Source organism: Caproiciproducens lactatisolvens, assembly GCF_052443335.1.
GTDB lineage: Bacteria > Bacillota > Clostridia > Oscillospirales > Acutalibacteraceae > Caproiciproducens.
On sequence record NZ_CP195750.1, the window covers coordinates 1894134 to 1913590 of the forward strand.

Consider the following 19457-nt stretch of genomic DNA (forward strand, 5'->3'; position numbering starts at 1 on the left):
TCAGACTCCCTCAGTCAGGCTCCGCCTGCCAGCTCCCTCAAAGAGGGAACTGAAAAGAAGTTGCGCGGCTCGTTTTATACGCTGCGGCTTTTGGCAGCGGTCTTTGCTGTTTTGGGCTCCGGCTTTTTTGCCCCCGCCTTAGGGGTTCTTGCGCCGGACTTTTTTTGTTGCGCTTTCTTTTTTTCTATCATATCGTAGAGGCAGTCGATGGCGTCGGAAAGGCTTCCGAGAGAATCGATCAGGCCTTCCTTGACGGCGTCGTTTCCGTCCAGAACCGTCCCCACGTCCATAACCAGCTCCTGCGTGTTCATGGAAAGCTCGTGGAACCGTTCGGCGGAAATGTGAGAATTCTGCATGACAAACCGCGTAATGCGCTCCTGCATGCGCTGGAAATACTCAAGGGTCTGCGGAACGCCGAGCAGCATGCCGTTCATACGCACCGGATGAATGGTCATCGTCGCGCTGGGGGCGATGAAAGAATGCTTGGCGGCAACCGCCAGCGGCACGCCGATGGAATGGCCGCCGCCCAGCACGAGCGACACAGTCGGCTTTTTCATCCCCGCGACCAGTTCCGCAAGGGCAAGCCCGGCTTCCACGTCGCCGCCGACGGTGTTCAGAATGATCAGAAGCCCGTCTATGGTGGGTTCTTCCTCAATCGCGACAAGCTGCGGAATCACATGCTCGTACTTGGTCGTCTTATTTTGCGAAGGCAGAATATAATGTCCTTCGATCTGACCGATGATCGTCAGGCAGTGAATCAGATGTTTGCCGTTGCCGGTAATCACCGAACCGGTGTCGATAATCTGGTCGGTCTGCTTTTCGTTTTTCTCGGCTTTATCGTCATCATTGACCCGCTTTATATAATCCCGGTCTTCTTTCTGGCCTTTTTCTTTTTGGTCTTTATGGCTCATTGATAATCCCTCCTACCGCTTTATTGTGCCGTAAGAAGGGCGTTCTCATACACGGAAATGTACAAGTTTGAAATATCAATATTATGATTATATCATCTGTTGTGATATTCATCAAGAAAATAAAGCGTCAAAATAGAATGCTTTGGCAGAAAGTGATTGGATAGATTGACAATTTTGCTTTTTTATTGGATAATGGTTATATATTTAACTATGTTGGGAATTCGAATTGGAGGGAAGCTTGATAATGAGTTTGACTTTGGCACAGAAAATCATAAAAACCCATCTTCTAAGCGGCGAAATGACGCCAGGTAGCGATATCGGTTTGAAAATAGACCAGACGCTGACGCAGGATGCCACCGGAACCATGGCCTATCTGGAATTCGAGGCTATGGGCGTCCCGCGCGTAAAAACAGAGCGCTCTGTCGCTTATATCGACCACAATACCCTGCAGACCGGTTTTGAAAACGCGGACGACCACCGGTACATTCAGACGGTCGCCAGGAAACACGGAATTTATTTTTCAAGACCCGGCAACGGAATCTGCCATCAGGTCCATCTGGAGCGCTTCGGCGTTCCCGGCAAAACGCTGATCGGCTCGGACAGCCACACCCCCACCGGCGGCGGAATCGGCATGCTCGCCATGGGCGCCGGCGGGCTTGACGTTGCGGTTGCCATGGGCAGCGGCGAATATTACATCCCCATGCCGAAAATGCTGCGTATCAATCTGACCGGAAAGCTTTCTCCATGGGTTTCCGCCAAAGATATTATCTTAGAGGTCCTGCGCCTTCTGTCCGTAAGGGGTGGCGTCGGCAAGATCGTGGAATACGGCGGCGAAGGAATCGCGGCGCTGAGCGTGCCGGAGCGCGCGACGATCACCAACATGGGCGCGGAACTGGGCGCAACCACCTCCATCTTCCCTTCCGACGAAGTAACCCTTGCGTTTTTGAAAGCACAGGGCCGCGAAAAGGACTGGGTGGAGCTAAAGCCGGACGCCGACGCGAAGTACGATGAAACCATCGGGATCAACCTGTCCGAGCTGAAACCGATGGCGGCCTGTCCCCACAGCCCGGACGCGGTAAAAACCGTGGACGAGATCGGCCCCATCAAAGTGGATCAGGTCTGTATCGGATCCTGTACCAATTCCTCTTACCGCGACATGATGCGGATCGCCTCCATATTAAAAGGAAAGACGGTTCACCCCGACGTGAGCCTTTCGATTGCCCCCGGCTCCAAACAGGTTTACAATATGCTTGCACAGAACGGCGCTCTTGCCGACCTGATTTCCGCCGGCGCACGGATTCTGGAATGCGCCTGCGGCCCCTGCATCGGGATGGGACAATCCCCGAATTCCGGCGGCATTTCGCTGAGGACCTTCAACCGCAACTTTGAGGGACGTTCCGGCACGGCGGACGCCAAAATTTACCTTGTCAGCCCGGAAACCGCCGCGGCTTCCGCCATCAACGGCGTTCTGACCGATCCCCGGACGCTGGGCGAGGAAGCTCCCATCGGGCAGCCCGAAAAATTCCTGATCAACGACAATATGATCATCCCCCCCGCCAGTGAGAAGGAAGCGGAAAACGTGGAAGTCCTGCGCGGGCCGAACATCAAGGAAGTCCCCACCACCACCGCCCTCCCCGGGGACATCGCCGCAAAAGCCCTGCTGAAGGTCGGCGACAACATCACAACCGACCACATTATGCCGGCGGGGGCGAAGATTCTTCCGTACCGTTCCAACATTCCCTACCTTTCCAACTTCTGTTTCGCCGTCTGTGACAAGGAATTCCCGGAGCGCTGCCTCCAATACGGCAAGGGCATCATTGTGGGCGGCTCCAATTACGGACAGGGCTCTTCCCGTGAGCACGCCGTTCTGGTCCCGCTGTATCTTGGAATCAAAGCGGTGATCGCAAAAAGCTTTGCGCGTATCCACTGCGCCAATCTGGCGAACGGAGGAATCCTTCCGCTCGTATTTAAAAATGAGAAGGATTACGACGGAATCGACCAGATGGACGAACTGGAGCTGCCGGATATCCGCGCCACCATCGAAAACGGCGGAACCGTTCTTGTAAAAAACCTGACAAAAGGCACCTCCTTCAAAGCAGACGCCATTCTGAGCGACCGTCAGAGAAAGATCGTTCTTGCAGGCGGCCTGCTGAGCTACATCAAAGAACAGAACAGCTGATACAAAAATACAACGGACTTGCAGAACGCTTACAGAAAACAGGAGGGCTACGAATGAATAAGATTCAAATGGCGACGCCGCTGGTGGAAATGGACGGCGACGAAATGACCAGAATCATCTGGAAGATGATTAAAGATATCCTGCTGATCCCCTATATCGACCTGAAGACGGAATATTACGATCTCGGGCTGGAAAACCGCGACGCAACCGACGATAAGGTCACGTTTGATTCCGCTTATGCCACAAAGAAATACGGCGTTGCCGTAAAATGCGCAACGATTACCGCGAACGCGGACAGAGTGCGCGAGTATGGATTGAAAGAAATGTGGAAATCCCCGAACGGCACCATCCGTGCAATTCTGGACGGCACCGTTTTTCGTTCCCCTATCCTTGTGAAGGGCATTACGCCCTTTATCACCACCTGGAAAAAGCCGATCACCATTGCGCGCCACGCCTACGGCGACGTCTACCGCAACACGGAAATGACCGTTCCCGCCGGCGCAAAAGCCGAGCTTGTCGTTACAAAAGCGGACGGCACCGAAGAGCGCGCGCTGATTCATGATTTCGAGACATCCGGCATTATTCAGGGCCAGCACAACATAGACAAAAGCATTGAAAGCTTTGCCCGGTCCTGCTTCAGCTACGCGCTCGACGTCGGACAGGATGTGTGGTTTTCGACCAAGGACACGATTTCAAAAAAATACGATCATCATTTCAAGGATATTTTTCAGGAAATTTACGAATCTGATTACAAAGAAAAATTTGAAAAAGCCGGTATTACCTATTTTTACACCTTAATTGACGACGCGGTAGCCCGTGTGGTCCGTTCAGAAGGCGGATACATCTGGGCCTGCAAAAATTACGACGGCGACGTCATGAGCGATATGGTCGCAACCGCCTTCGGCAGCCTTGCCATGATGACGAGCGTTCTCGTTTCGCCCGAAGGAATCTATGAATACGAGGCGGCCCACGGCACCGTACAGCGCCATTACTACAAACATCTGAAGGGCGAAAAGACGTCCACCAATTCCATGGCTACCCTGTTTGCCTGGACCGGCGCGCTGAAAAAACGCGGAGAGCTCGATCACCTTCCCGCGTTGACGGATTTTGCGGACAAACTGGAAAAAGCGTCTATTCAGACAGTTGAAAGCGGCATTATGACCGGCGATCTTGCCGCTCTTTCCACGCTGCCAGGCAAAACCACAGTTGACACCGAAACCTTTTTAAGGGAAGTCAATAAAAGTCTGGTTCGGCTTCTATAAACCGGACTATTACGGAGGGAAAGCGTATGCCAAGACGCGAAAATATTTCAATGTCGGTAATCAGAAGATTGCCCCGCTACTATCGTTTTTTAACCCATCTGAAACAAAAAGGGGTCACCAGGATCTCTTCCACCGAGCTGTCCGTGAAGCTGGGGCTGACCGCCTCGCAGATCCGTCAGGACCTGAACTGCTTCGGCGGGTTCGGCCAGCAGGGTTACGGCTATATTGTCGACCAGCTCTGTGATGAAATCGGGAATATTCTGGGCCTTTCCAATGAGTATAAGGCGATTCTGATCGGAGCCGGAAATTTGGGAAGAGCAATCGCCTCTCACATGTCGTTTGATGACGAAGGGTTCAGACTGATCGGTATTTTTGACAGCTCCCCCAGTAAAACCGGGACCAGAATCAACGGTCAGATTGTACGCGACACGGTGGAGCTGGAAGATTTTTGCCAGAAGGACCAGCCGACCATGGCTGTGCTCTGCATCCCCCGCGACGGCGTTCATACCATGATTGAACGCCTTTACAATCTGGGTGTGCGCAATTACTGGAACTTCAGCCATTATGATATTACAATGAAGTATGAAGATACGATTGTTGAGAACGTTCATCTGAACGACAGCCTGATGACGCTTTGCTACCGAATTTCAAACCCAAGCCGGAAATAAACTGTTCGGGGGGAAAGGATATGAAAATCCTTTCCCCTTTTTGCATGGCAAATAAAATCTGTTTTCGGGGTACAATAAGGATTGTTTTCCCCCGCTTTTCTTTTTATGTAAAATATGTTATGATCATTTCATAGCAATTTAAGCGATGTCTTGATATTCAAAAACCGCAGAGATGATTAGGAGGTACGCATCATGGATTGGATCACCTTTGGCATTATTGCCGCAGTTATCCTGATTCTTGTTTTCTGGGTCACAGGCATGTACAACAAGCTTGTCTCTTTCTCCGTAAGAGTGGACAACGGATGGGCACAGGTGGACGTTCAGCTGAAAAAACGCTTTGACCTCATCCCCAACCTGGTGGAAACCGTCAAGGGATACGCTTCCCATGAAAAATCGACCCTGGAAGAGGTCACAAAATGGCGCAGCGCGGCCATGAGCTCCAAAACGCCCGAAGAGGCGATGGAGAACAACGCCAAGCTGTCCCGCGCGATGGTAAACCTGTTTGCCACGGCGGAGCAATACCCGGACCTGAAGGCAAACCAGAATTTTCTGGACCTGCAGGGTCAGCTGAAGGACATTGAAAGCAAAATTGCTTTCGCCCGTCAGTTTTATAACGACACCGCAATGAAATACAACGAGTACGTCATGCATTTCCCGTCCAATATCATTGCTTCCCTGTTCCATTTCGGACAGAAAAAATACTTTGAGATCGAGGAAGCCGATAAAGCCGTACCACAGGTGAAATTCTGATTTTCGGCGAACGAAGGGAGCATACAGATTGGCCAAAAAGCTTTTTGGCGGGATGGCTGCGGCCGTCGCCGCTATCCTATTGATTCTTTTTATCATCGGCGCCGGCGGTTACAAGCACGGCGCAAAGCAGACTTTGGAAAATCTGGATATCGTTTCTCAGCTGAACAGTAACGGCGATATGCAGGTGACGGAAACCTGGCGCATCAATCTGGAAGACCGCGGCAAGCCCTACAGCAACCTGTATAAAACCTTCCCGGTTAACGGAAGCCAGAGCGTAGGAATCGAAAATTTATCCGTGTACGACATGGATGAAAACGTTCAGTACAGCTTCCGTGACGATATCAATCCGACAAGCGGCTATTTTTCTGAGGATAACGTCTGTTATATTTACAACACGGCGAAGGACATCGAAATCGGCTGGTTTTTGCCGGCGATCGACAGCGGCGTACGAAACTTCAAGGTATCGTACACTATCAGGAACCTTGTCAGTGTATACGGAGATACTTCCGTCCTGTACAACGCCTTTATCGGAAAGAACTTCAGTATTCCGATCACCCAGCTGTACGGCACCATCTTGATTCCGTCCGGCGCGAAGGATAAGGAAGTGAAGGGATGGCTGCACTGTACGGCGCAGAGTCAGTTAACCATCGATTCCCCTGCCCGGATTTCCTTTACCGCAAGCCAGGTTCCGCCGGAGACGCTGGTGGAAACGCGCGTCTGCATGCCCGTTTCCCTGTTCCCGGATTCGACAAGGATCAGTACGGTCAACGTGCTGAGCGATATTGAAAAGGAAGAGAATAAATGGGCGCAGGACTGGGAGAACCAGCAGAAGCTGAATTACACGGTCGGCGTAGTGGATGCCGTGGGCGGAGTTGTTCTGGTGATAGCCGGAATCTTCATTCTGATATGGCTGAAAAAGAAAGCCAGACCGTATCAGGTGGACGCTCCCGAATACACCCGCGAGATACCGGAGGACAGTTCCCCCGGCGGAGCGGCAAACCTGTTCTATTATTACAGCGGCGGGGTCACCAGCAAAGAAGAAGGGCGTGTTTTCAGCGCTACGCTGATGAGCCTGGCGCGCAAGGGGTACGTCCGGTTTGACTCCAACGAGAAAAAAGATTTTGTGGTAAGCATAGCGGAAAATACAAAACAGATGCCGCTTACGCAAAGCGAGCAGACGTTTTATGATATGATTTCCGCCGTGGCGTCGTCATTTGACGGCCGGTTTACCATGAAGCAATTTGAAAATTACGCCAAGGATCACAACAAATCGATCGACAGCAAAATGGAACTCTTTCTGTCGCAGACAAAGAGGGAAATCGCCTCGCGCGGGTATTATGAGCGCCGGCCCGCTTTTCTGACGGTCAGCTCCGTTCTGGGAATTCTCGGTATTGTGGGAGCCATCGCGATCCTTTTGCTTTCAGGCGGCTGGCTGGTCTACATTCCCGTGGGATTCATCGTTTTTGGAGTCCTGCTGATCATTGCTTCGAGCGGAAAAACAAGGCTGAGCAAAAAGGGAGAATACGATTACGCCGTATGGCAGGGACTGAAAAAATACATGCTCGAATTTTCGCGCATGAAGGAATACGGCGTTCCGGAGCTTACGCTTTGGGAGGAATACCTTGTTTACGCAACCATGATGGGCATTTCCAAAAAGGTCTGCGATCAGCTCAGAATGGTCTATCCGCAGCTGAATGACGACGGCTACCTCTACACGAATTACGGAGGCAGCTACATGTACTACATGTTCGGCCGTTCCATCGGCATGGGCGGGTTCAGCCACATCGGCAGCGATTTCGGCGCCTCGCTGGGAAACACGATCAGCAACATCAGCACTTCCGCTACGCGCCTTGCGCACCCGCCCCAATCCGGAGGCTCGGGGGGCTTCGGCGGCGGTGGTTTTGGCGGCGGCGGCTTCGGAGGAGGCGGCGGCGGCTTTGGCGGCGGCGGTGGCGGCGGCGCCAGATAACCGGATAACAGCACAAAGAACCGTTGGGAACCGTTTGGTTTCCGGCGGTTCTCTTTTTATTGCCAGTCAAGCAGCCGGCAAAGCAATCCCTACAGCAATTTCATTTCGGTTTGCGAGACAAAACACGTTCCTCCCCCCGCCTTCGGCGGGGGGAGGAACACACCCTTGTGGCTAAATCGACTGGAAACGCTGTTAAACAAATTCTAAATAAAATTAAAACTGCAAAAAATGCTGCCTCCCATCGAAAATGGAAGACAGCGATAAAAATTCAGATTTCGGATACCGGCGGCTATTTCTTTTGGCCCGCCTTGTACTCCTTTGCCGCGCCGACCAGACCCTTGAAAAGCGGGTGCGGGCGGTTCGGACGGGACTTGAATTCCGGATGGAACTGGGAGCCCAGAAACCACGGATGCTCCGGGACTTCCATCATTTCCACGATATGGTCGTCCGGCGATTTCCCGCAGAAGACCACGCCCGCCTGCTCAAACCGCTCGCGGTAATCGTTGTTCACCTCAAAGCGGTGACGGTGACGCTCGGAAATGAGCGGCTCGTTGCCATAAAGCGCAGCCGCCTTTGTGCCCGCGGTCAGCTTGCACGGATACTGCCCAAGGCGCATGGTGCCGCCTATCTGGACAACGTCCTTCTGCTCCGGCATCAGGTCGATGACATGGTTGCTGCTCTGCGGATCGAATTCCGCCGAGTTCGCGTCCGCAAGGCCCAGCACATCGCGGGCATACTCCACAATCGCAAGCTGCATGCCGAGGCAGATGCCAAGGCACGGAATCCGGTTGACCCTGGCATAGTGAATCGCCGTAATCATGCCCTCAATGCCCCTCTGGCCGAATCCGCCGGGCACGATCACGCCGTCCATACCGGTAAGAATTTCCGCGACGTTGTCCGGGGTGATCGTTTCGGAATCAATCCATTTGATATTTACTTTGACGTTATTGCCGATTCCGCCGTGGGTCAGGGCTTCGGCAACGCTCAGATACGCGTCATGCAGCTCCACATATTTGCCTACAAGCCCGATGGTGACGCTGTCCGTCAGGGACATGGCCGTGTTGACCATGGCGATCCAGTCGCTCAGATCGGCGCCGGGCGTGTCCAGCCCAAAGCGTTTGCAGACAATATCGTCCAGACGCTCGTCCTTCAACGCAAGAGGCACCTGATACAGAAGCGGAAGATCCAGGTTCTGGATCACGCAGTTTTCATTGACATTGCAGAAAAGCGCGATTTTCTTTTTGATATCGTCGCCGACCGGCCTTTCGGAACGGAGAATAATAATGTCCGGCTGAATGCCGATGGAGAGGAGCTCCTTTACGCTGTGCTGGGTGGGTTTTGACTTATGTTCATGGGAACAGATCAGGTAAGGAACAAGGGTAACATGGATAAACAGGCAGTTATTTCTGCCGACCTCCGTCGCAAACTGACGGATGGCCTCCAGAAAAGGCAGGCTCTCAATATCGCCGACCGTACCGCCCACTTCAATGATCGCTACGTCAATATTGTCCTTCCCATCATAGATGCGGGATTTGATTTCGTTGGTAATGTGGGGGATCACCTGAACCGTACCCCCGTCGTAATCGCCGTTGCGCTCGTTCTGCAGCACATTCCAGTAAATTCTGCCCGAAGTGATATTGCTGTTCTGGGTCAGATTCTCGTCGATAAAGCGTTCATAATGGCCAAGATCCAGATCTGTTTCCGCTCCGTCATTGGTGACGAAAACCTCTCCGTGCTGAAACGGGTTCATGGTGCCCGGATCAACATTCAGATAGGGGTCGAATTTCTGTATGGTAATTCTCAGCCCCCTTGCCTTCAATAAACGCCCCAAAGAAGCCGCCGTGATTCCTTTCCCCAATCCGGATACAACCCCGCCTGTTACAAAAACATATTTTGCTGACATAGTTACCCTCCATAAGCACTTGAATTTACTGCCGCTGCAAAAACCAAATTAGATTAATTATATCGCCTATTGTATTGGCTTGTCAATGCAATAGGCGATAATAAACGCTGTTCTTACAAGATTTGAAACAATCCGCCAATAATCGGCCTGAGTACCCCACCGACCTGTGCACCCTGCATAACGGCCTGTATTACGGCTGGTATTTTTCTATCCCCGCTTTTTGGATGGTAACCGGGGTAGATGGCTTGCTCTTCTCCCCCTGATCGTTTTCGGAAACGGGAACCGCGGCAATTTTGTCGACGACATCCATTCCCTCGATCACCTGTGCGAAAACGGTGTGTCCCCGTTCCACAATATTGTACGCGCCGTCCAGATTGGGATTGCCGCCGTTGTCGTCATACAGCTTTTTATAGGCGTCTGTGACCTTGTCCATGTTGAGAAAATAGGTGCCGTACTGCTGGATAAAGGCGTCCGGATACTGCTTATAGACATTGTACGCCTGCTGGTAGTCCTCCCAGTTCATCTTTTCGGAGGTTCCCCTCTGGTTGATAAAGAACTGGCTTCCGTTGGTGTTTTCACCCGCGTTCGCCATGGAAACGGAGCCGCGGATGTTGACCAGGTTGGCGTTGAACTCATCTTCAAAGTCCTTATTCCAGACGCTTTCCCCGCCGGTTCCGTCGCCTTTGGGGTCGCCGGACTGAATCATGAAATCGTTAATCACGCGGTGGAAGGTCAGCCCGTTGTAATAGCCCTTCTGAATCAGGCCTTTGAAATTCTCAACGGCCTTCGGAGCGGCCTGCGCAAAAAGGCGGAGCTTGATCACGCCCATACTGGTGGTCAGTACGGCAATGTCTTCGCCGACGGCGGGCTTTTCAAGCTGATAGCCTATTTTTTTGCCGTCGTCCGGCTTTACCCTGCCGGAAGCGGCCGAGCTCACCGGTGCGGAGGAGGCCGGAGAGGACGATGCCGCGGAGCTTGCGGCGCCGCCGCCGGAACAGGCGGACAGACTCAGAAGCAAGGCGAAAACAGAAACAAACCCAAGCATTTTTCTGATGTATCGTATCATAAAAAATAACTCCTTCTCGTAATACATAAATTATATTTTATTATAAAAAGCAATCATATTCAAGCCGAAGGGGCATAAATTAACAATTTAATAATTAATCAGCATAGTATTACCGATTCATTTTAAGCATATAGATAAGCGAAGACATAAAGGAGGTAGGAAAATGTTTGATTACTATCCTGAGGGTTGGATCATCGATACACCCGAAAACCGCGCGGCGACCCTGAACATCTCCGCGCTGAACGACGCCTGCCGGGATGGAAAAATTTTGGAAGGACGCGCGCTGATTTGTGACAGCTCGCATAATTTACTGGTCGATTTAGGATGCATGAAGGGTGTGATTCCGCACGACGAGGGTGCTTTAGGTATTCGCGAAGGTACGGTACGTGACATTGCCATCATTTCCAGAGTCAACCGGCCGGTATGCTTTACCGTGACGGGTTTTCAGAAGGATACGGACGGACATATGACCGCCCTGCTGTCGCGGCGGGCCGCACAGGAAAAGTGCATGGCCGAGTATGTGAAAAAGCTTACTCCGGGCGACGTCATCAACGCGCGCGTGACCCACCTGGAAAGCTTCGGGACTTTTGCCGACATCGGCTGCGGGATTATCGCGCTGCTGCCGATCGACGCCATCTCCGTTTCCAGAATTGACCACCCACGCGAGCGGTTTACGGTCGGCATGGATATCCGTGTTGTAATAAAGTCCGTGGAAAACGGGCGCATTACCCTAAGCCATAAAGAGCTTCTGGGAACCTGGGCGGAAAACGTAGCCATGTTCAAAGCCGGGGAAACAGTGGCCGGGATCGTGCGTTCCGTCGAGTCCTACGGCATTTTCGTCGAGCTTTCCCCCAACCTTGCCGGGCTGGCGGAAGCCAAGGAGGATGTGGTACCCGGTCAGCAGGCGAGCGTTTACATAAAAAGCATCATTCCTTCACGGATGAAGGTAAAGCTCGTGATTATCGATACGTTCGACTACTCCTACCGTCCTTCCGCGCCAAAATATTTCTTCACCGGAAACAGGATCGACCGGTTTGTCTATTCTCCCCCCGACAGCGAAAAAGAAATCGCTACCAATTTTACACCGGAATAGGATGTCAGGCCGCGGGTCCGATACGGGCCCGCGGCCTGATTTTTATGAGCGGGGCCCTTCCCTTTTGAACGCGACGATTCCGGCCACCAGGTCCGCCAGCTGTTCGGCTTCTTCCGGGGTGAGCCTCTCCGCAACCGTCGTGATTTTTTTGACGGCCGCCTCTTTCTTTTCATATTTCCTCGGATGACCGAAGTCAAACAGCTCGGACAGGGAAATATCCAGCGCCATTGCGATTTTATTGAGCGTGTCGATCGTCGGGCACTTCAGGCACCGCTCGATATGGCCTAAAAAAGCCGGGTCCAGCCCGGCAGAATTTGCGAGCGATTTCTGGCTGAAGCCCGCTGCCTTGCGCAGATGTTTGATTTGCTCTGCAGTTTTCTGCATGATTTCCATTTTTGCCTTATCCATGTTTACCTCTGTTCCCTCATCCTTTAGTCACATTTTTCGCAGACACTCAATTAATGCCTAAAGATATTCGACAAAAAATGACTATAAGTATTGAAAAATCGTTTTTTTTCGCGTATACTGAAAAAGGCAATTTGTTTGATTATATTGAAGTAGAAATATAAATTGAAAAGGGATCCTGTAAAAGAAGAGGTGGTAAACAAAATATTTCAGTATCTGCACAGAGTATTGGACATGGAGCGGACATATAGGCGCCGGCATTGTCCTGATACAGGGCACGTTACGGATATTAGAATACCCCGATCAGCGAAAATGACCCAAAAAAGTCAAAGGGATGAGAAAATGTTCAGGAATATGAAAATCGCTAAAAAACTGATGATCGCGTTGATTGCTGTAGCCATCATTTCCAGCATCAGCGGAATCGTAGGAGTAAACACAACGGCGCTTCTGAATGCCACTTACGGCAAAGCGCTGACGGATTACGGCTTCTCCCAGGGAGAGATCGGGCTTTTCAACACACAATTCAATGAGAGCCGTTCCATTCTCAGCAATATCATTTACAGCACGGAACCACAGAAAATACAGGAAAGCGGGAACGAGCTTGACCAGTCAGGCAAGAAACTGGATACTTACCTGAAAAATATAAAAAAGGGAATGGTCACGGTGAATTGACCCCAAAAAGTTAGACAAATATTTTAATTAGGCAGCCGAGAGGGCTTGTTGTCTGTGAAGAGCAGGCGGCAGGCCCCTTAGCTTTGCCTTGGAGCGGCGGTAGTTATAATAGTCAATATAATCGACGAGTTCAGTTTTAAAATGCTCCATGGACTCAAAAGTCTGTAAATATAGCAGTTCGCTCTTGAGCAGACCGAAAAAGTTCTCAATCACGGCATTGTCCAGGCAGTTGCCTTTTCGGCTCATACTCTGCCGGACGCCTTTCTTTTTGAGCATACGTTGGTATTGCTTGTGCTGGTATTGCCAGCCCTGGTCGGAATGCAGGATCAGGTTTGTCCCGTCTGGAATTCTTGCAAAAGCCTTGTCCAGCATTTCTGTCACCATGGAGAGCGCTGGTTTGTCCGAGATTGAGTAACCTACAACATCACGGCTACACAGGTCAAGAATTGGTGACAAATAGAGCTTCTGCCCAAACAGACTAAATTCTGTGACATCGGTCACCCACTTCTGGTTTGGCTTTTCCGCCTCGAAGTTTCGTTCCAGCAGATTTGACGCAACCTTGCCAACCGCGCCCTTGTAAGAGTGGTACTTCTTCATCCGTACACGGCAGACAAGGCCAAGCTGCTTCATCAGCCGCTGCACCGTCTTGTGGTTTAGTGGGAAACCGCGGCGGCGCAGCTCTGCGGTAATACGCCGGTAGCCATAGCGCCCTTTGTTCTCGTGGTAAATTGCGGCAATGCCCTCTTTGGCGTTGCCGTATTTATCTGCCTTTGCCAGCCGTTTCTCATGGTAGTAGTAAGTCGAGCGCGCAAGCTGAGCCACTTCCAACAGAATTTCCAATGAATAACTTTGCCTCAGTCCTCGAATCACCAGCGTTTTTTGCGCGCTTTTCGCTCGTCTTCCAAAACCAAGGCTTGCAAGTTTTTTAGGTACGCCACCTCTGCACGCAGTCGCTGATTCTCTGCGATCAGATCTTCTTCCATCTGCTTGTCCAGTTTTGGTGGTCGGCCTTTCTGGGTTCCGCTGGCGGCACTGGCTCGGCCTCGACGCTCGACATACAACCCTGCCGGTCCCTCTTCAAGATAAATTCGTTCCCATTTCTTGATTCGTTCTGCTCCGCCAATTTCAAATATGCGCATTGCTTCACGATAGCTTAATCCGTCCTTTCGGACTGTTTCTACTACCAGCTGCTTAAATTTACCAGTATACTTCTTGAGTGGTATTCCTTTGGGCATAAAAACTGCACCCCTTCCGTTAGTTTCAGTATATCATACTGTCTAACTTTTGGGGTGCAGTTCACGGAAAAGGAACTTGATTATTATAATCATATTCAGGAAAATCTGACAAAATTTGAACAGGTCAGCGGTCAGGTGGTTGAACTGGCCAAGCAAAACAGGAACACAGAAGCATCCGAGCTGCTGGACCGCGAGGGCACTCCTCTTTCCGACAGCATCCGGGCGTCTATCGAGGCACTGCTTACGGAAAAGACGACGGCCGGAAACAAATTGGCAGGCGACCTGTCCAAGCAGGCCCAGCTTACGCATTTTGCCATTGTCGGGGTCATTTTCATCAGCTTCCTGATTTCCATTATCATCGCCATTTGGATTTCCCGCGGCATCAGCAAACCTGTGGCCGAAATGGCGGAAGCCGCGCAGAAGATCGCGCAGGGCAATCTGAACGTTCAAATTGATGGAAGCTCCAAAAATGAAATCGGCCGGCTGGGAGAAGCTTTCGCAAAATCCACAGCTTCCATCCGGGCTTACATATCGGATATCGGAAATATAGTCAGTGAAATTGAACGCGGCAACCTTACCGTGGGAACGGATCTGGACTACATCGGCGACTATGCCCAGCTCAAGAGCTCTATTTTAGGAATTATCGCCACTCTGAACCACACCTTCAGCCAGATCGATCAGGCGGCGGAGCAGGTCGCCAGCGGTTCCTCCCAGGTTTCCAGCGGCGCGCAGGAACTGGCGCAGGGCGCTACGGAGCAGGCAAGCTCCGTGGAAGAGCTTTCCGCCAGCATTTCCGAAATATCCACCCACGTGAAAGACAACGCGGAGCATACCGCCAACGCGAGCAGATTCGTGGCCGAAGTCAGCAGGGAAATCGAGACAAGCAATCAGCACATGGACGACATGGTCAAGGCCATGTCCCTGATTAACGAATCTTCCGGGGAAATCGGAAAGATCATCAAGACCATTGAGGATATCGCATTCCAGACAAACATCCTCGCGCTGAACGCAGCTGTGGAAGCGGCCAGGGCCGGGGCGGCCGGAAAAGGGTTCGCCGTAGTTGCCGACGAAGTAAGGAATCTTGCAAGCAAGAGCGCCGAAGCCGCGAAAAATACGACCGCTCTGATTGAAAACTCCGTAAGGCAGGTAGAAAACGGGACAAAAATCGCGGACGCGACCGCCCAGTCGCTCCACCGCGTCGTTGCCAGGGCGGAGGAGGTCACCGAAACGGTTGAAAAAATTTCAGTGGCGACCAACCGGCAGTCCGACGCTATTTCCCAGGTCACGCTGGGTGTGGAGCAAATCTCCAGCGTTGTCCAGACAAATTCCGCAACCGCCGAAGAAAGCGCCGCCGCAAGCGAGGAGCTTTCCAGTCAGGCACAAATTCTGAGAGACCTGGTGGAAAAATTCAGGCTGAACGGCCAGCCCTCCGTGCTGGAAGCGGCAGCATACCCAAGGGAAGCTGCCGGGTTCGAGTTGCCGATGGCTGCAGGCGGCAAGTATTAACAGAAAAAATAAAATTCCGATTATTTAAGTCAAAGAATACGTCCGTATTCTTTGACTTTATTTATGGAGAGCGGAGCCGCGCACTCCATACTTCGCCTTGAATGACAGCCGCCCGCTATTGTACGGGCGGCTTATTTTCCTGCAGCTTTAATATATGGGCATCCAGCAGCTGCTTGAAGAGATCGTTTTTACGGGTATGACCGAGAGAATCCGTATATTTCACCGGATCGTAATACTGGCTCTGCCTTTGCTGCTTTAAGAACTCCAGCGCCTCTTCCCTGCCGTGCAGCTTTGCGACCAGATCAGCCGCTTTAATCGCGTTCATTGCGCTGTAAGGCTCCAAACGATACGCCTCGGTAAAATTGAAGAGCGCGGCGTCAAGGCGCCCCAGGCCCTCCTGGGCCTTCGCAAGGTCCCTCAGCACGGAAGCGCGCTGCGCGGCGGCGTAGTTGATGGTGATACCGTCTTCCTCCCGAATATGGTTCGGAAGGCTCCCCCAGCCGGAAGTGCGCAGGTACTCTCCGGCATAGCGGATCGTTTCCTGATAATATTTTTTGCCCAGCCAGCTGTAGGCTTTCGCGGCCAGATAGAGCTGCTCCGGCGTCTGCGGCTCGCCACAGAGCTCGATCACCTTCAGCAGTATTTTTTCCCGGTCCTGAATCTTCTCTTTCAGAGCGACGGCCTCTTCTTCCAGCGCCCGGCGGTGCGGCACGGTTTCCCCCAGCACAAAAAAGAGCGCCGCAGCCAGATCCGTATTGTCATTTTTTAATTCGGCCATAGATATTTCCCCTTTTTTAAAAAATCCCTGATCTTTTCGGCCCGCAGGCTGCGCCGCTCCGCAGGAGTAAGCTTTTTTCCGCTGTAAAACGTCAGCGTAGCGGGCTGGACCAGAACCATCAGGCGGTTGATTTCGCCATAATCGATCGGGTCGACCAAGCCCGTGGCCACACCGAACCGGACGTTGGAGATCAGCTGCATGAATTCCTCGTTCGCCATCATCTTCGCACTTTGCAGAATGGCAAGGGAACGGCTGACGGTATCCTGAATTTCAAGGCTTTCCGCCAGTTCCTTTCTGGCGGCACGCTCCTGTTCGATCAGCTGCATGGCAATGCTTTGAAGGTTCGCGATCGCTTCCTGCTCCGACAGCCCGAAGGTAACGCGGTTGGACAGCTGGTATACGGCACCCTTCGGCTCCACCCCGGACCCAAAAGTACCGCGCAGCGCAAGGCCAAGCTTACTGAGATTCGCGGAAATCCGGGAAATCCCCCCGCCTTCCCGCAGCGCGGGAAGATGCAGCATCAGGGAGGCGCGCATCCCCGTCCCGAGGTTGACGGGATTCTGTGTCAGATATCCCAGATTTTCATCAAAAGCGAAACCGAGGCATTTATCCAGAATGTCGTCCAGACCATCCGCCGTGGCGAACGCTTTTTGCGGATTCAGCCCCGCTTCCGAAGACTGGAGATGAATGTGGTCCTCTTCATTGACCATGATGCTGACCGTCTCATCCGCGTTTACAAAGAAGCCCCTTCCGCGGCGGTCCGATATGAAATCCGCGCTGACAAGATGCCGTTCCACCAGAGAAACCGCTTCCACCCTGGACAGGCTTTCCATGTCCGTAAATTGAAAAAGGTGTGACAGGGTCTCATTGCCGCTGAAGGCCTCCACCACTCTTTCGGAAAGCTTCTGACGGTCGGCGCGGCTCATTTTCGCGCAGAAGGGAACGTCCGTCAGATTGCGGATGAGATGAATTTGCGTACGGATCACAACATCCTCTTCGCACCCGGGATTCGGGTTATTCATGGACCTTTCCCCCTTCCAGCTCTTTGATCCGGTCGCGCAGGCTGGCGGCATGTTCAAAATTTTCGGCGTCGATTGCCTCCCGCAGCTCCCGGCGCATCAGGCTGAGCTGCTCCTGCGGCCTGCCCTGAAGAGCGCCGCCGCCCGGAACCTTTCCGCGGTGCCTGGTATTGCCGTGAATACGCTGAATCAGAGGGATCAGCCGGTCGTAAAAGGTATGATAGCACTGTGCGCAGCCGACCTGCCCGCTGCGCATGATATCGTCAAAGGTCGAGCCGCAGCATTTGCAGCGGACCGGGTCGTCCAGTTCGGTCCCGCCGAAAAAGCCGCCCAGCAGGCTGCCGTAATCACAGCCCAGCCCGGTCAGAAGATTTCCATACCCCAATCTCTGCGCACATTCGGCGCAGAGGGAATATTCCGTCAGTTCCCCGTTGATGATGGTTTTAATATGAGTGGTAACAGGATTTTTTCCACAGGAATCGCACAGCATAGAATCACCCCGTAAGATTATGAAACATAATATAATATTACTATTAATTCATCATGAATAGAAGATAGAAAAGCCTGATTTTGGGGTGAGGCCCCAAAAGAAAAATTTGTAACACGTTTTGTTCCTATGCAATATTATATACTGTAAACCGAAAGGAGGCAAACAATTATGTGTAGCAACAATTTCTTTGGTGGTGGTGGCAGCTGCTGTTGGATTATCATCCTTATCATCATCCTTTTAGTATGCTGCGGCGGTGATAACGATTGCGGTGGTTGCGGCAATTGCAACAATGGATGTGGCGGCTGCTAAACGCACAAAAAGGGCTGCGAGTAAAATCGCAGCCCTTCATTCTTTATTTATGCTCCTGCTGCTCTTTTGCCTGTAACAATGCAATCGCCAGCTGATCCGGACAGGAGGTGGACTTAAACCCGCACTTGATTCCTTTCAGGCGCCGGATGGCCTCGTCGGCCTTCATTCCCTCTACAAGCGCGCAGATTCCCTTGCCGTTCCCGTTGCAGCCCCCGATGATCTTAACCGATTTGACGGTGTCGCCCTCCAGCTCCAGATCGATTTCAGAAGAGCATGTCCCCTTTGTTTTGTACTGATACACCAAGCTGTTTCCTCCGCTGCTCTATTTTTTCAAATGTATTTTGGCCTTTTTCAGCGCTTCCAGCTGACTGTCCGGCGTTACACACGTCCCGATCGGCATTGCGACGATCGTATACATGCCGTGAAAATCGGTGCCGCCTGTCATCACCAGGCCATACTCCTGCGCAATGGCGGTAAAGCGTTCCTCGTCGCCCGGCTTGTTGCGCGGATGCCAGACCTCCACGCCTTCAATTTCATGATCTTTTGCAAGCTGTTCCAGCAGATCATAGCTGTCGTATTCACCGGGATGCGCCAGAACCGCAACACCCCCCGCGTCATGGATCTGCCCGATCACGTCGTGGACATCGGGATAGTGGACGGGAAAATAAGCAAGCCCCGTCTTGGAATTAAACAGCTTGTGATATGTTTCACCGAAAAAATCATTGGAATAGCCCGCGTCTATCAGCGCGTGCATAATATGCTGCTTATAGATATTGGTACTCCCCTGCGCCCGGCGCAGAACCATTTCTGCAGTAATCGGATAAAGCTTCATTACCTTCTGAAGCATGATGCAGGAAGCGCGGCGGCGGCTGTCCCCGGTGCGCTTGCACAGGCCCTCCAGCCGGTCGGTATTGTCGCAAAGGTAGCACAGTATATGCGCCTTTCTTCCGGTAGCAGGGTCCGTCGTTGAAAACTCGACCCCTGAAATCACTTTAATCCCATGCCTGTCCCCAAAAATTCTTGCTCTGGTCGATCCCGCAAATGTGTCATGATCAGTGACGGCAATCGTGGGGATCCCATGCGTTTTGGCAAGTAGAACAACCTCGTCAATACTGACCGAACCGTCGGACATTTTCGTATGACAATGTAAATCTGCAGCCACTTAATCACCTTCCAGTCTTCGTCATTTCCATACTATTACAATCCTATTATAATACTTTCCGACGGCGAAGGCAAATAGGC

Annotated in this window: 19 protein-coding genes; 8 read left to right on the plus strand and 11 right to left on the minus strand. The window is 52.0% G+C overall.

The window, feature by feature from the left end; translation table 11 throughout:
* Nucleotides 1-74 precede the first annotated feature (74 nt).
* Nucleotides 75-911 carry a ClpP family protease gene (locus ACRQV7_RS09330; protein ID WP_275717629.1) on the minus strand — a complete coding sequence of 279 codons (837 nt, stop codon included), beginning with the start codon at nt 909-911 and terminating at the stop codon, nt 75-77.
* A gap of 244 nt (nt 912-1155) precedes the next feature.
* On the opposite strand from ACRQV7_RS09330, the gene ACRQV7_RS09335 reads away from it, so the two are divergent.
* The 5 genes from ACRQV7_RS09335 to ACRQV7_RS09355 all read left to right on the plus strand — a co-directional run bounded on the left by ACRQV7_RS09335 (nt 1156) and on the right by ACRQV7_RS09355 (nt 7739).
* Nucleotides 1156-3090, plus strand: coding sequence for an aconitate hydratase (locus tag ACRQV7_RS09335; protein ID WP_444657926.1), 1935 nt, complete (start codon nt 1156-1158; stop codon nt 3088-3090).
* A gap of 53 nt (nt 3091-3143) precedes the next feature.
* Nucleotides 3144-4352 carry an NADP-dependent isocitrate dehydrogenase gene (locus ACRQV7_RS09340; protein WP_444657927.1) on the plus strand — a complete coding sequence of 403 codons (1209 nt, stop codon included), beginning with the start codon at nt 3144-3146 and terminating at the stop codon, nt 4350-4352.
* A gap of 26 nt (nt 4353-4378) precedes the next feature.
* Nucleotides 4379-5020, plus strand: coding sequence for a redox-sensing transcriptional repressor Rex (locus tag ACRQV7_RS09345; protein ID WP_275717626.1), 642 nt, complete (start codon nt 4379-4381; stop codon nt 5018-5020).
* A gap of 192 nt (nt 5021-5212) precedes the next feature.
* Nucleotides 5213-5770, plus strand: coding sequence for a LemA family protein (locus tag ACRQV7_RS09350; RefSeq protein ID WP_038324681.1), 558 nt, complete (start codon nt 5213-5215; stop codon nt 5768-5770).
* Between the two features lie 28 nt (nt 5771-5798).
* Complete coding sequence (locus ACRQV7_RS09355) at nt 5799-7739, plus strand: DUF2207 domain-containing protein (protein ID WP_275717625.1); 1941 nt, start codon at nt 5799-5801, stop codon at nt 7737-7739.
* 289 nt (nt 7740-8028) lie between these two features.
* On the opposite strand, the gene ACRQV7_RS09360 is transcribed toward ACRQV7_RS09355, so the two are convergent.
* Both ACRQV7_RS09360 and ACRQV7_RS09365 read right to left on the minus strand, forming a co-directional pair.
* A complete protein-coding gene (locus ACRQV7_RS09360) occupies nt 8029-9642 on the minus strand; it encodes a CTP synthase (RefSeq protein ID WP_444657928.1) in 1614 nt (537 codons plus the stop codon).
* A 190-nt stretch (nt 9643-9832) separates the two neighbouring features.
* A complete protein-coding gene (locus tag ACRQV7_RS09365) occupies nt 9833-10708 on the minus strand; it encodes a peptidylprolyl isomerase (RefSeq protein ID WP_444657929.1) in 876 nt (291 codons plus the stop codon).
* Between the two features lie 163 nt (nt 10709-10871).
* Here ACRQV7_RS09365 and ACRQV7_RS09370 point away from each other — a divergent pair, with 163 nt between their 5' ends.
* Complete coding sequence (locus tag ACRQV7_RS09370; protein WP_444657930.1) at nt 10872-11801, plus strand: S1 RNA-binding domain-containing protein; 930 nt, start codon at nt 10872-10874, stop codon at nt 11799-11801.
* 42 nt (nt 11802-11843) lie between these two features.
* Here the strand turns inward: ACRQV7_RS09370 and ACRQV7_RS09375 are convergent, their stop codons facing one another.
* Nucleotides 11844-12209, minus strand: coding sequence for a helix-turn-helix domain-containing protein (locus ACRQV7_RS09375; protein ID WP_275717621.1), 366 nt, complete (start codon nt 12207-12209; stop codon nt 11844-11846).
* A 339-nt stretch (nt 12210-12548) separates the two neighbouring features.
* On the opposite strand from ACRQV7_RS09375, the gene ACRQV7_RS09380 reads away from it, so the two are divergent.
* Nucleotides 12549-12878 (plus strand): MCP four helix bundle domain-containing protein, encoded by a 330-nt coding sequence (locus ACRQV7_RS09380; protein ID WP_444657931.1) that lies wholly within the window; start codon nt 12549-12551, stop codon nt 12876-12878.
* A gap of 27 nt (nt 12879-12905) precedes the next feature.
* Here the strand turns inward: ACRQV7_RS09380 and ACRQV7_RS09385 are convergent, their stop codons facing one another.
* On the minus strand, nt 12906-13718 hold the full coding sequence (locus ACRQV7_RS09385) for an IS3 family transposase (RefSeq protein ID WP_444657876.1): 813 nt from the start codon (nt 13716-13718) through the stop codon (nt 12906-12908).
* 26 nt (nt 13719-13744) lie between these two features.
* Nucleotides 13745-14113: a helix-turn-helix domain-containing protein gene (locus ACRQV7_RS09390; protein WP_444657875.1), complete on the minus strand. Its 369-nt coding sequence runs from the start codon at nt 14111-14113 to the stop codon at nt 13745-13747.
* A gap of 54 nt (nt 14114-14167) precedes the next feature.
* Here ACRQV7_RS09390 and ACRQV7_RS09395 point away from each other — a divergent pair, with 54 nt between their 5' ends.
* Entirely contained in the window at nt 14168-15619 is a 1452-nt protein-coding gene (locus ACRQV7_RS09395; protein ID WP_444657932.1) for a methyl-accepting chemotaxis protein, read from the plus strand.
* A gap of 115 nt (nt 15620-15734) precedes the next feature.
* On the opposite strand, the gene ACRQV7_RS09400 is transcribed toward ACRQV7_RS09395, so the two are convergent.
* The 5 genes from ACRQV7_RS09400 to ACRQV7_RS09420 form a co-directional block, all read right to left on the minus strand.
* Entirely contained in the window at nt 15735-16397 is a 663-nt protein-coding gene (locus ACRQV7_RS09400) for a hypothetical protein (protein ID WP_275717619.1), read from the minus strand.
* Nucleotides 16385-17419 carry an ATP--guanido phosphotransferase gene (locus ACRQV7_RS09405; protein WP_275717618.1) on the minus strand — a complete coding sequence of 345 codons (1035 nt, stop codon included), beginning with the start codon at nt 17417-17419 and terminating at the stop codon, nt 16385-16387. Before ACRQV7_RS09405 ends, ACRQV7_RS09400 begins: the two co-directional genes overlap by 13 nt.
* Nucleotides 17412-17906 carry a UvrB/UvrC motif-containing protein gene (locus ACRQV7_RS09410; RefSeq protein WP_444657933.1) on the minus strand — a complete coding sequence of 165 codons (495 nt, stop codon included), beginning with the start codon at nt 17904-17906 and terminating at the stop codon, nt 17412-17414. The genes ACRQV7_RS09405 and ACRQV7_RS09410 overlap by 8 nt, the downstream gene beginning before the upstream one ends.
* Before the next feature lie 352 nt (nt 17907-18258).
* Nucleotides 18259-18516 carry a TIGR03905 family TSCPD domain-containing protein gene (locus tag ACRQV7_RS09415; protein WP_275717636.1) on the minus strand — a complete coding sequence of 86 codons (258 nt, stop codon included), beginning with the start codon at nt 18514-18516 and terminating at the stop codon, nt 18259-18261.
* A 21-nt stretch (nt 18517-18537) separates the two neighbouring features.
* Nucleotides 18538-19377 carry a PHP domain-containing protein gene (locus ACRQV7_RS09420; protein ID WP_444657934.1) on the minus strand — a complete coding sequence of 280 codons (840 nt, stop codon included), beginning with the start codon at nt 19375-19377 and terminating at the stop codon, nt 18538-18540.
* Nucleotides 19378-19457 lie beyond the last annotated feature (80 nt).